This is a genomic window from Nocardiopsis halophila DSM 44494 (assembly GCF_000341245.1).
Classification (GTDB): domain Bacteria; phylum Actinomycetota; class Actinomycetes; order Streptosporangiales; family Streptosporangiaceae; genus Nocardiopsis_A; species Nocardiopsis_A halophila.
The window spans coordinates 16,436-27,964 of the sequence record NZ_ANAD01000183.1 but is presented as its reverse complement, the minus strand read 5'-3'; the positions used below and the strand labels follow the sequence as shown (position 1 = coordinate 27,964).

Here is an 11,529-nt window from a genome sequence, read left to right as displayed (position 1 = left end):
GGGCGGCGACGAGGAGGCGGGGTGCTTCCTCGGGGGCGCCGTTCGGCAGCCGGGCCTCTGGTGGGCCGGGCCGGGTGCGCGGCCAGGGCGGGTCGCCGCCCGCCCGCGTCCGCGGCGCCCCACCCGGCCCGCGCCGGACACCCCTCGATCAGGAACACCCTTTTGACCTGGGTAAATACTCACCGTCACAGTTCGGGGAGAGCGGGAGCGCGCTGATCGACGCCTCACGGCGGCCCCTGGGTGTGATCCCGGCCAGACCAGAACGGGGTTCGGTGTCGCGATGTCCGCATTGCCCTTGTTTGTTTGCGCATTGAGGAGGGTGGGGCGGCGGGCGAGGGTCGGGCTGCCCGCCCGCGCCGGGCCTCGTGCCAGTGTCGACCCGTCTCCGGCTACCCGGAGTGACCGGGGGTGCCGTAAACGGGTCCGGTGTGCCGGTAGAAGGGGTCTCGGATACCGAATCCGGTTCTGGTCTGGCCGCCGCCGTACCCCCGTCCGGTCCGGGTGGCGCTCCGGGCGCGCGCGAGGCCCGCACCCCCGTCCGATCCGGACAAACGGGACGACTTGCGGGCCGTGCCCGCTGGAGATCGGCCCGGGAGGGCTCGTTCTTCATCGAGAGTGGTGATATCGCCGCCCAATTGCACATTGCGTGGCGATATCACCACTCTCGATGCTCAGCCATCGCCTGATGTGCCCGTTATGCCCGGAACGCGAAAAGGGGAGGGGGCTTCCAAGTCGGCGGTTCCCCCGGCGGCCGACCGCTGGTCCCGGGGGAACCGCCCTCGCGTCGTCGTTGCCGCTCTCCTTCCTGGCACCAAAGGGGCCCGCCGTCCGGCGGGCAGGCCGGAGCGGGGCACCGGCCGTCCCGTCGTCGCTGCTCATCGCGGTTACCGGGAGAGGCCCGCCGCCCGGCAAGCAGGCGTGAGCGGGGCACCGGCTGTGCCGTCGCCGCCATCTCCCGGGACCTCTGGTGACCCGGCGGCCGACCGGCAGCACCGGGGAACCGCTGCGCCTTGTCGTCGCCGCTGTCCCGGCACCGCGAAGGGCCCGGCGGCCGACAAGCAGGACCGGGGAACCGCCGCTCCTCTTCGTCGCCGCGTTCTGCCCTGCACCTCGATGGCCCCGCGGCCCGGCCGACAGGCGCGAGCGGGGCACCAGCCGTTCCGTCGTTGCCGCTGTCCCCCGCACCGCAGAGGCCCGCCGCCCGGCAAGCAGGCTGGAGCTGGGCACCTGCCGCCCCGCCGTCGCTGCTGCTCCTGAGCCGGAACCGGACGGCCTTCTTCTCGCTCGGTCGCCGTTGCAGGTGTGCCGGGGGCCGGCGTGCCCGGGCGGCGCCCCTCGGCCGGGTGGCGGAGCCCGGAGGCGACGGCGGTGGGCGGGGCGCACCCGTCCACCGCCGTCACCGGTCAGGCCTTCGCCGCCTCCTGCCCGGCCGTCAGGACGCGGTCGGGGCGGATCGGCAGGTGGCGGTGGCGCACGCCGGTCGCGTGCCAGACCGCGTTGGCGATCGCCGCCGCGGCGCCGACGATCCCGATCTCGCCGATGCCCTTGATGCCCACCGGGTCGTCCGGGTCCGGGTCGTCGACCCAGTGCGCCTCGACGGCGGGCACGTCGGCGTTGGCGGCGACGTGGTACCCCGCCAGGTCGCCGCCGACGATGCCGCCCGAGGCCTGGTCCCGTGCCCCCTCCTCGTGCAGGGCCATGGAGATCCCCCAGACCATCCCGCCGAGGAGCTGGCTGCGCGCGGTCAGCGGGTTGACGATCCGGCCGGCGGCGAAGGTGCCCAGCATCCTGCGCACCCGCACCTCGCCGGTGGCGGGGTCCACGGCGACCTCGGCGAACTGCGAAGCGAACGAGTACCGCTCCTTCTGCGGCAAGGCGCCGACCGCCTCGCCGGTGTCGGACCGCGCGGTGACGCCCTCGGCCGGCACCGGGGCGCCCGGGACCAGCCGCTCCCGCAGCTCGCGCGCCGCGGCCGACACCGCCCACGCCCAGGACCGGGTGCCCATCGAGCCGCCGGCGATCATCGCCGGCCCCAGGTCGCTGTCGGCGATGCGGACCCGAACGGCGTCCGTGTCCACGCCCAGGGCCTCCGCGGCCACCAGCGCCATCGCGGTGCGCGCCCCGGTCCCGATGTCGCTGGCGTTGACCCCCACGGTGAAGGACCCGTCGGCCTCCGCCGTGACGGCCGCCGTGGACGGGGCCGCCCCCGAGGGGAACGTGGCCGCCGCCGTGCCGGTGCCGACCAGCCAGCGCCCCTCGCGGCGCACCCCGGGGCGCGGGTCGCGGCCGGCCCAGCCGAACCTGCGGGCGCCCTCCTCGAAGCACGCGCGCAGGTTGCGGCTGCTGAACGGCAGCCCGGACAGCGGCCCGGCCTCGGGCTCGTTGCGCAGGCGCAGCTCGATCGGGTCGACGCCGCACTTCTCGGCGAGCTCGTCCAGCGCCGACTCCAGCGCGAACGAGCCCGGTGCCTCGCCCGGTGCGCGCATGAAGGTCGGGGTGGGCACGTCCAGCCGCAGCAGCCGGTGGGAGGTGCGGTGGGCGTCGGCGTCGTACAGAGTCCGCCCGGGGGACGCGCTGGCCTCGACGTACTCGCTCGTGGTCGAGGTCTGGTTGAGGGCGAGGTGGTCGAGCACGCGCAGCCGCCCGTCGGGGTCGGCGCCGAGCCGGACCCGCTGCGCCGTGGCCGGACGGTAGCCGACCACCGAGAACAGCTGCCGCCGGGTGAGGGCGACCCGGACCGGGCGCCGCAGGGCGGTCGCGGCCATCACCGCGGCCACCTGGTGCGGGCGGGTCCCCTTGTTGCCGAAGGCGCCGCCGACGTGCTCGGCGCGCACCCGCACCGATTCGGGGTCCAGGGAGAACAGCTGCGCGATGTCGCCGGCCACCATCGGGGTGCCCTGGTTGGAGTCGACCAGCTCCAGCCGGCCGCCCTCCCAGCGGGCGGTGGCCGCGTGCGGCTCCATCGAGTTGTGGTACTCCTCGGGCGTGGTGTACTCGGCGTCCACGACGACGGCGGAGGCGGCGAGCCCGGCTTCGACGTCGCCCTTGGAGGTCTCCACCGTCCCGCCGGGGGTGTAGGCCTCCGGGCGCCCCGCGGTGAACTCCACGTCGTGCGGCTCGGCCTCGTATTCGACCGCCAGGGAGTCGGCCGCCTCCCTGGCCTGCTCCGGCGTCTCGGCGACGACCAGCGCCACCGGCCAGCCCGCGTGCGGCACGCGGTCGTTCTGGAAGAGCCCGAGAAGCGGGTCGGTGGGCCCGAGCATGCCGACGAAGTCGGTGTTCAGGCGCGGCGCGTTGCCGTGGTGCCAGACGTCGAGGACGCCGGGCATGGCCAGGACGGGGCCGGCGTCCACGGAGCGGATGCGGCCGCGGGCGACGGTGGACAGCACCAGGCACCCGTGGGCCAGGCCGTCGAAGTGGACCTCCCCGGCGTACACGGCCGCCCCGGTGACCTTGTCCAGGCCCTCCAGGCGGACGTGCGCGGTGCCCACGGCGCTCTTCCCCTCGGCGGTGGCGGTCATGCGCGGGCCTCCTCGGCGAGTTCGGTCAGCACGGCGACCACGAGGTCGCGCATCAGCGGCACCTTGTAGGCGTTGTCNGCGGCTCGGCGCCCGCCAGTTCGGCGTCGGCCGCGGCGGCGAAGGCGTCGGCCGTGAGCGGGCCCCCGGCCAGGGCCCGCTCGGCCTCCCGGGCCCGCCAGGGGCGGGGCGCGACCGCACCGAAGGCCAGGCGCACCTCGCCCACGGCCCCGTCCCGGACCTCCAGGGCGGCGGCGACCGAGCCGATCGCGAACGCGAAGGAGGCGCGCTCGCGCACCTTGCGGTAGCGGGAGGAGGCGGCCACGGGCGCCGGCGGCAGGGTGACGCCGGTGATCAGCGCGCCCGCGGGCAGCGCGGTCTCCACGTGGGGGGTGTCGCCCACCGGCGGGTAGAGGTCGGCGAGCGGCATCCGGCCCGGCCCGTCGGCCGTCTCGTAGGCGACGACGGCGTCGAAGGCGGCGAGCGGGACGGCCATGTCCGAGGGGTGGGTGGCGGCGCAGTTCCGGGAGGCGCCCAGGATGGCGTGGTTGCGGTGCTCGCCCTCGATGGCGGGGCAGCCGCTGCCGGGGACCCGCTTGTTGCACGGCCCGGTCGCGTCGGTGAAGTAGCCGCAGCGGGTCCGCTGCAGCAGGTTCCCGCCGACGGTGGCCATGTTGCGCAGCTGGCCGGAGGCGCCGGCCAGCAGCGCCTGCGCCAGCGCCGGGTAGCGGCGGCGGACCTCGGGGTGGGCGGCCACGTCGCTGTTGGTGGCGGTCGCCCCGATGTGCAGGCCGCCGTCGTCGGTCGGCCCGATGCCGTCCAGCGGCAGCCCGCGGACGTCGACGAGCCGTGCGGGCCGCTCGATGCCGGTCTTCATCAGGTCGACGAGGTTGGTCCCGCCGCCGAGGTAGCGCGCCTCGGGGTCGGCGGCGAGCAGGGCGACCGCGCCGGGTGCGTCGTCGGCGCGCTGGTAGGCGAACTCCTTCATGCGCCGACCTCCCCGGCGGCCGTCGCGCGGGCGGGGGCCTGGGCCGCCTGGGCGACGGCCCGGACGATGGAGACGTAGGCGCCGCAGCGGCACAGGTTGCCGCTCATGCGCTCGCGGATCTCGTCGGGGGTGAGCTCCGGCGCCCCGGCCTCGGGGCGGACGTCGTCGGTCGCGGCACTGGGCCAGCCGGCCGCGTGCTCCTCGATGACCGCGACGGCCGAGCAGATCTGCCCCGGGGTGCAGTACCCGCACTGGTAGCCGTCGAGGTCCAGGAAGGCCTGCTGGACCGGGTGCAGCCGGCCGCCGTCGGCGACGCCTTCGATGGTGGTGATCGTGCGGCCCTCGGCGGCGACGGCGAGCTGGAGGCAGGAGACGGTCCGCCGACCGTCGACCAGGACCGTGCAGGCGCCGCACTGGCCCTGGTCGCAGCCCTTCTTGGAGCCGGTGAGGCCGAGGCGCTCGCGCAGGGCGTCGAGCAGCGTCGTGCGGTGGTCGACGGGGAGCGTGTGCTTCTCGCCGTTGATGTCGAGCGTGATGGTGCTGGAGGGCGCTGTGGCCATGCTCAGCCTACTTTCGCGGATGTGGTGCGCGCCGTGGTCGAGCGGAGCGGTGCCGGCGTCGGCGGCGCCGGGCGGCCGCGGGGCGCAGGACCGCGGGCGCGCGGTGCGCTGCGGAGTGCGCGATGGTGCAGGTCGGTGATCGAATGCCGCCGTCCGTGCGCAAACGTCCCCCCGGTAGAGTGGAGGAGGCAGGAAACGGACAGCTGTCCGGACACGGTGAATCTAGTGGACAGCTGTCCGCTTGACAAGGGCGGCCTGCCGGGGCTTCCGGAGGGCGGACGGACGGGATATGGGCAACCCAGACGATCGGGACGGCAAGTGCGCGCCCCTGCGCTCGGACGCGCAGCGCAACCGCGAGCGCATCCTGGAAGCGGCGCTGGAGGAGTTCACCCGGTCGGCGGACGTCCCGCTGAGCGCGATCGCGAAGAAGGCGGGCGTGGGGCAGGGGACGTTCTACCGCAACTTCCCCAGCCGCGGGGCCCTCGTCCTGGAGGTCTACCGGCACGAGATGCAGCAGGTGGCCGACGCGGCGCCGCGGCTGCTCGCGGCTCTGCCGCCGGAGCGGGCGCTGCGCGCGTGGATGGACCGCCTGGCCCGCTTCGCGCTGGCCAAGGCGGGTCTGGCCGAGGCGATGAGCCAGGCGCTCGGCGGGGTCGGCGGCGCGGCCAAACCGGACCCCGGCCCGGTCAACGAGGCCGTCGCGCTCCTGCTGCGGGCCAATGAGGAGGCCGGGACCATCCGCCCCGGCGTGACCCCCGAGGACTTCATGATCGCCATCTCCGGCCTCTGGCTCGTCGGCGCCCGCCAGGACCGGGCGGAGCGCGTCGGGCGCCTCTTCGACCTGGTCATGGACGGTCTGCGGGCCGGAGCGGCCGAACGCTGAACCGGGCGCGGTGCCGCGGCCCGCGCGCCGGGGACCGGAGTCGGCCCGGCCGCGGCCGGATGCGGTCGCCGGCCTCCGCGTCCCCGGAGGCCCCGTGCCGCCGTGGGCGGGGGCTGGGGAGGTGCGCATGCGGTTCGGCGGTTCGGCCTCCGGGGCGGACACCTCCCCCCGCCGCAACCGGCGCCCCGAGGGCGATATCGCGCCGTCGTCACCGGGACGGACCCCTGCCGACTGCTCACAAAGGAGCAGGTGAGCCGCGAGGGGTACCCCAATCCCTGCAGGGCCGATTCGCCGTGCACATGGCGGGGCCGGGGCCGCTCGAACTCGGGAGGGAGCCGCGGGCGGTGGTCGAGGAGGGCCGGACGTCAAGGACGACGAGGCCGAGCGCCGTGCCCGGCTGACGGACATCGAGGGGGACCCGCGGCCGGCTGCGACGGGGGCGGGAGGGGCGTCGTCCGGATGTCGAGCGATACCGGGGTCGAGGCCACTGTGGGCGAGGACGAGGACTACGCCGGCCCTGCGTGGGCGGTGCCCTGTGCCGGGACCGTCGTCGACGACCTCACCGGCGGAAGGGTGTCCTGAGGTTCTGCCGGGCCCGTTCCCTGGAGCGTTGACGGGGCTCCGGGAACGCCGCCGTGCCCGGCCGCCGACCCCACCCGCCGCCGTCGCCGCTGCTCCGGGCGCCGCGGCGCGGACACGCCTGCGGCGGCAGGTCGGCCACGGGCGCCCGTCGCCGTGTCCGGCGGCGCTTCAGGAACCCCCGTCAACGATCTCGGGGGAGGCGGGGCTGCGGAGGCCGTTGATGAGGAGGGCCACCAGCCGGCGCGGGTCGTAGCCGGGGTCGCTTCCGCGGTCGATGCACAGGTTGCCGATTCCGCGCATCAGCTCGTAGGCCTGCGTGCCCGGGGCGATCTCGTCGGCCTCGGCCGCGGCGGTGAGCACGGCCTCGGCGGCATCAGCGGATACGACGCCGCCGAGACCACGGACGAGAGCCCGGAACGGGTGGCCGCCGTGCAGCGGCTCGCCTGGGCCTACCTCCGCACCGCGTTCTCCCCCGGGGACCCCGCCTGGAAGGAGGCGTGCGAGGCGCTGGCGACCGGCCCCGGGGCGCTCGCGCGGGTCGAATCCAAGTAGGGGCGACGGGGCCGCGCGGCCGGCNGCGGCCGGCGGGCAGCGGCTCCGCGTCGGCGTCCTGGTCCTCACGCTCCCCGGCCCCGGGCGCAGCCGTGATCGCGTCGGCGGAGGCCTCATCGGCCCCGGCCGGCCGCGGCCCGGTGATGCCCTGCTCGGCGGCCATCTCGCGGACCAGTCGCGGCGCGGTCCACAGGGTCGGCAGCAGGACGAAGCCCACCGGCACGGCGGCGATCACGATGAACGACTGGAGCGCGTCCACCCCGCCGTCCCCGACGCCGAGCAGGGCGGCGCCCGCCAGCCCCATTCCCACGCACCAGAAGGCGCGCACCCACGGCAGCGGCTCCCCGCCCCGCATGGACGAGGCCGCGATCGTGTAGGACATGGTGTCCATGGTCGAGGCGAAGAACAGCAGCGACACCAGGATCATGATCACGCCCAGGCCGAGCGTGTAGGGCAGCGCCTGGATGATGGACATCGCCGCCGCCGGCAGGCCGTGCTCGGCGTACGGGCCGGACACCACGCCCGGGTCCTGCTGCTCCAGGTACAGCCCGGTGCCGCCGAGGGCGCTGAACCACACCATGGTGACGACGGCGGGCAGGACGGTGGCGCCCACGAAGATCTGGCGCACCGTGCGCCCCCGGGAGATGCGCGCGATGAAGATCGCCATCATCGGGGCGTAGCCCAGGAACCAGCCGAAGAAGAACACGGTCCAGTAGGCGAGCCATTCGGTGTCCCCGCGGAACAGCGCCATGGTGGCGAACTCGCGGGCGTACACCGCACTGGCCTGCAGGTAGGCGTCGGCGACGTAGGCCGCCGAACCCAGCGCCACGATGGCCGCCACCAGCGCCAGCGCCACCCACACGTTGATCCGGCTCAGCAGCTGGATGCCCCGGGAGATCCCGCTGAGCAGGGAGACCAGCGCGACGCCGGTGAGGCCCAGGATGATCCCGGCCTGCACGGCGTAGGAGTCGGGGGTGCCGAACAGGATGCCGGCCATGTACGACACCTGGAGCCCCAGGAAGCCCAGCGGGCCGACGGTGCCGGCGACCACGGCCGCCACGCACGCGATGTCGACGACCGTGCCGAGCCAGTGCGTCCGGATCCGCTCGCCCATCAGCGGGTGCAGCAGGGTGCGGGGCCGCAGGGGCAGCCCCTTCTCCGCGCCGCGCATCATGACCAGGGTGGCCAGCGACCCGCCGACGGCCCAGGCCGCGAGCCCCCAGTGCGTGAAGCTCTGCGCGAGCGCCGTGGCGGCCGCGGCCATCGGGCCCTCGACCGCGTCCGCGTACTGCGGCGGCGTCTGCGTGTAGTGCGCGATGGGCTCGGCGGCCGCCCAGAACACGCCGCCCGCGGCGAGCAGGGTGGTCAGCACCATGGCGACCCACCGGAAGGCGCCGAACTCGGGCGCGCCGGTGCCGCCCATGCGGACCCTGCCGTAGCGGGAGAAGGCCAGCACCGCGGCGACGGCAAGGGTGGCCAGGAGCAGCACCTGCCAGAACGCGCCGAACGCCCCCGCGGACCAGGTGAAGGCGGCGGAGACCGCGCTCCCGGTCGCCCCGGGGGCGGCGAGCGCGGCGATGACGAAGGCGGAGAGCAGGCCGCCGCTGACGATCAGGACCCGGGCGTCCACCCGCCCCTTCACGGGCAGGGGCGAACGCTCCTCGACGGGTTTCGGGATGGGAGGACACTCCTCGGTGGTCCGTCCACGCCGGGGCTGCGCGACACGCGCCCTCACGGCCGGTGGACGCCGACCCTCGGGTCGGTGACAAGCATGGGATACTGCGGCAAAACGCCCAGGATATCCGCTGGTGAGCGGCGTGCGCGCGTGGCACGGCTCACGCCCGGGCCGCAGGTCCGGGCCACGGCGCCGGACCCGCGCGGGTGTGCCCATTCCCACGGCCCTCGGAGCGCGCACCGTTGCGTTCTCATCCGCGGGGATCGATGGGCGTCGGCGTGCCGAAGCTCCTCTCGATGGCCTCGGCCGCATCCAGGCACAGGTCCTCGCGGTGCATCGGACCGATCACCTGGACCGACCGCGGAAGCCCGTCGGCCACCCCGGCCGGGACGGCGACCGCGGGCACCCCGACGTAGGTCGTGGCCGCGCACAGCCCCAGCGCACCGGAGACGCGCTCGTGCGCCTCCGCACTCTGCAGCTCCTCGCCGGGCGAGGGGATCGGACCGGTGAAGACGGGGCCCAGCAGCAGCGGCACCTCCTGCTGGAACCGCGCCCACTCCCGCTGGACGCCCAGCCGGTCGGCGGTCAGCTGCACGTACCCCGGCAGGTCCGCCGGCGGGTTCTTCTCCATCGAGCGCTCGATGTAGGGCCGCGCCTCCTCGCGGATCAGCTCCTTCAGGTGCGGCCACCCCAGCGCGAACTCGGTCATCACCAGCCGCCCGTACCCGTCCAGCGCCTCCGACAGGCGCGGCGGGACCGCCTCCTCGACCGCGTACCCCGCCTCCTGCAGGGCGTCGGCCGCCTCCCGTACCGCGGCCCGCACGCCGGGATCGACCCCCGATCCGAGGGCGTCGGCGACCACCCCGACCCGGACCGGGCCGCGCGGCCGCGGCCCCTGGAGCGGCGCCGGGACCGCGCGCGGGTCCCCCGGGTCCGGCCCCGCCAGGACCGACAGCGCCAGCCGCAGGTCGGCCGTGTTCCGCGCGATCGGCCCGTCCACCGGGAACAGCTGCGAGGCCAGGGTCGGCTCCCGCCCGGCGATGCGGTGGTCCGAAGCGATCCGGCCGTAGCCCGGCTTGAGCCCTGCCACACCGCAGAACGCGGCCGGGACGCGCACCGAGCCCCCGGAGTCGTTGCCCAGTCCGAGCGGTGCCATACCGGTGGCCACGGCGGCGCCATCGCCTCCGCTGCTCCCGCCGGGGGTGCGCGCCGGGTCCCAGGGGTTGGCCGTGTCCCCGTACAGGGTGCTGGAGGTGTGCACCCCGCCCAGGGTCATGTCCGGCAGGTTGGTGCGCCCCACGCACACGGCCCCGGCGGCGCGCAGGCGCCGCACCGGAGGGGCGTCCTCGCGGGGCAGCAGGCCGCGCATGCGGGGCACGCCGAACGTGGTCGCCGTGCCCGCGACGTGGATGTTCTCTTTGACGGTGAAGGGCACCCCGGCCAGCGGCCCGGCGGGCCCGCCCCGGGCGCGGCGGCGGTCGAGCTCCTCGGCCTCCCCGCGGGCGCGCTCGGCCAGAGGGGTGGTGACGGCGTTGACCGCCGGGTTCACCGCGGCGATGCGCTCCAGGTGCGCCTCGACGGCCTCGCGGGCGCCGATGTCCCCCGCGGCGACCGCGGCGGCGATCCCGGCCGCGCCGAGCGTGTGGATCGGGTCGGGCATGGCGGTGCGCCCCCTTCGGCGTGGCGGTTGGTACGCTTCCACTTTCTCATACATATCTGTATCCGGATACAATTCTGTATCTGCCGAGTGCGGGGAGGGTGTGCCGTGTCCGAGCGGCTGACCAGGCAGGAGAGCAGGCGTCGGACCCGGGAGCGGCTGCTGGCGGCCGCGGCCGAGCTGTTCGCCGAGCGCGGGGTCAACGGGGCCTCCGTCGAGCAGATCGCCGAGCGCGCCGGGTTCACCCGGGGCGCGTTCTACGGCAACTTCGACGGCAAGGACGCGCTCGTCGCCGAGCTGCTGCAGGAGCGGACCCGGCGCGAGGCCGAGGAGGTGCGGGAGGCGGCGGGCGGCGCGGCCTCCCGGGCCGAGGCGTTCGCGGCCCTGCGCGCCTGGCACCGGGAGCGGGCGCGCAACCTGGACACGTGGCTGGCCCTGCGGATGGAGCTGCTGCTGCACGCGGTCCGCACGCCGGAGCTGCGACCGCTGCTCGCCGAGCGCGAGCGCCTGGCGCGCGGCGCCCTCGCCGAGGGCGTCCGCCGTGAACTGGACCGGGACGGCGCCGCCACGCCCGCCGACCCGGCCTTCCTCGCCCTGATCGCGCACGCACTGGAGGACGGCCTGCTGATCCAGCGCGCCCTCGACCCCGAGAGCGTGGGGGAGGAGGCCGTGGTGGACGCGGTCGAGCTGCTGCTGCGGTCGTGGACGGCCCTGGCGGGGGAGACGGGGGAGGGGGAGGCGCCGGGGTGATCGGCGGAACCCCGTCGGACCGCGGCCACCCGCATCGGGCCCGCCCGAGGCGGGTGGCCGCATGGCGTCGACGGGTGTGCGCCACGGCCGCCGCCCGTGGCGGCGCGGGGCGAGGCCGGCCGCATGTGCGAGTACGGAGGGGAGGGGCCGCCGTCCGGGGCGGTGGAGATGCTGGCGGGGCGCCGGCCCCGCCGCCGGTCGCCCGTTCCCCGGCCTCCGGGCGCGGGAGTGCGGGGGGCCGAGCCTTGACCCGCGATCGGGCCGGGTCACAGGTGCGGGTCGTGGTGGTGACGCCGGTCCCGGACCGATGGCGGGCCCGCTCGGCGGCCGGGGGTGAGCGCTCTTGCCCACGTCCGGTCCGAGG

8 protein-coding genes and 1 pseudogene are annotated in these 11,529 nt (G+C 75.8%); 3 read left to right on the top strand and 6 right to left on the bottom strand.

From position 1 onward, the window contains the following. Positions 1-1,403: 1,403 nt before the first annotated feature. The 3 genes and pseudogenes from D450_RS0121180 to D450_RS0121170 form a co-directional block, all read right to left on the bottom strand. Positions 1,404-3,521: a xanthine dehydrogenase family protein molybdopterin-binding subunit gene (locus D450_RS0121180; protein WP_017540654.1), complete on the bottom strand. Its 2,118-nt coding sequence runs from the start codon at positions 3,519-3,521 to the stop codon at positions 1,404-1,406. After that, positions 3,518-4,506: pseudogene (locus D450_RS30825) on the bottom strand (FAD binding domain-containing protein). Before D450_RS30825 ends, D450_RS0121180 begins: the two are co-directional and overlap by 4 nt. Next, positions 4,503-5,066, bottom strand: a complete 564-nt coding sequence (locus D450_RS0121170; RefSeq protein ID WP_017540653.1) for a 2Fe-2S iron-sulfur cluster-binding protein — start codon at positions 5,064-5,066, stop codon at positions 4,503-4,505. Before D450_RS0121170 ends, D450_RS30825 begins: the two are co-directional and overlap by 4 nt. 289 nt (positions 5,067-5,355) lie before the next feature. Between D450_RS0121170 and D450_RS0121165 the strand changes: the two genes are divergently transcribed. Both D450_RS0121165 and D450_RS35275 read left to right on the top strand, forming a co-directional pair. After that, on the top strand, positions 5,356-5,949 hold the full coding sequence (locus D450_RS0121165; protein WP_017540652.1) for a TetR/AcrR family transcriptional regulator: 594 nt from the start codon (positions 5,356-5,358) through the stop codon (positions 5,947-5,949). Positions 5,950-6,408: 459 nt separating this feature from the next. Then, a complete protein-coding gene (locus D450_RS35275; RefSeq protein WP_017540651.1) occupies positions 6,409-6,531 on the top strand; it encodes a hypothetical protein in 123 nt (40 codons plus the stop codon). A gap of 168 nt (positions 6,532-6,699) precedes the next feature. Here D450_RS35275 and D450_RS0121155 read toward each other — a convergent pair whose 3' ends face one another. The 3 genes from D450_RS0121155 to D450_RS0121145 form a co-directional block, all read right to left on the bottom strand. Continuing rightward, positions 6,700-6,891: a hypothetical protein gene (locus D450_RS0121155; RefSeq protein WP_017540650.1), complete on the bottom strand. Its 192-nt coding sequence runs from the start codon at positions 6,889-6,891 to the stop codon at positions 6,700-6,702. Between the two features lie 13 nt (positions 6,892-6,904). Continuing rightward, a complete protein-coding gene (locus D450_RS30820; RefSeq protein ID WP_017540649.1) occupies positions 6,905-8,725 on the bottom strand; it encodes a BCCT family transporter in 1,821 nt (606 codons plus the stop codon). Positions 8,726-9,008: 283 nt separating this feature from the next. Continuing rightward, positions 9,009-10,418: an amidase gene (locus D450_RS0121145; RefSeq protein ID WP_017540648.1), complete on the bottom strand. Its 1,410-nt coding sequence runs from the start codon at positions 10,416-10,418 to the stop codon at positions 9,009-9,011. 105 nt (positions 10,419-10,523) lie between these two features. On the opposite strand from D450_RS0121145, the gene D450_RS0121140 reads away from it, so the two are divergent. After that, positions 10,524-11,165, top strand: a complete 642-nt coding sequence (locus D450_RS0121140; RefSeq protein ID WP_017540647.1) for a TetR/AcrR family transcriptional regulator — start codon at positions 10,524-10,526, stop codon at positions 11,163-11,165. The last annotated feature ends 364 nt before the right edge of the window (positions 11,166-11,529 follow it).

Coding starts and splice junctions, on each gene's coding strand:
- D450_RS35275 (WP_017540651.1), top strand. CDS start 6,409: ATGTCGAGCGATACCGGGGTCGAGGCCACTGTGGGCGAGGACGAGGAC.
- D450_RS0121170 (WP_017540653.1), bottom strand. CDS start 5,066: ATGGCCACAGCGCCCTCCAGCACCATCACGCTCGACATCAACGGCGAG.
- D450_RS0121180 (WP_017540654.1), bottom strand. CDS start 3,521: ATGACCGCCACCGCCGAGGGGAAGAGCGCCGTGGGCACCGCGCACGTC.
- D450_RS0121145 (WP_017540648.1), bottom strand. CDS start 10,418: ATGCCCGACCCGATCCACACGCTCGGCGCGGCCGGGATCGCCGCCGCG.
- D450_RS0121165 (WP_017540652.1), top strand. CDS start 5,356: ATGGGCAACCCAGACGATCGGGACGGCAAGTGCGCGCCCCTGCGCTCG.